The 234-nt window shown below is 63.2% G+C and carries 1 protein-coding gene; it reads right to left on the reverse strand.

Annotated elements, in window-relative coordinates:
- Positions 1 to 234 (reverse strand): alanine racemase C-terminal domain-containing protein (locus SB772_RS45770; RefSeq protein WP_410839246.1); only part of this gene is annotated, 234 nt, incomplete at both ends.

The raw sequence follows: 234 nt of genomic DNA on the forward strand, positions 1-234 counted from the left end.
CTCGCCGCCCCTCCCTTCGGATCGCCGAACAACAAGGCGGTATCGCCGACGTCGATCCCCGAGGCGTCGGCTCCAAGGTCCACCATGAACTGATCCATGCATACCTTGCCGATCACTGGCACGCTGCGGCCGGAGATGGTGACCAAGGAACGGCCGCTGATACCTTTCGGAATGCCATCCGCGTAACCGAGGGGGATGAGGCCCAAGTAGCGCGGTTCGTAGGTGATGGCCTGG

Source organism: Paraburkholderia sp. SIMBA_030 (assembly GCF_046535245.1).
Classification (GTDB): Bacteria; Pseudomonadota; Gammaproteobacteria; order Burkholderiales; family Burkholderiaceae; genus Paraburkholderia.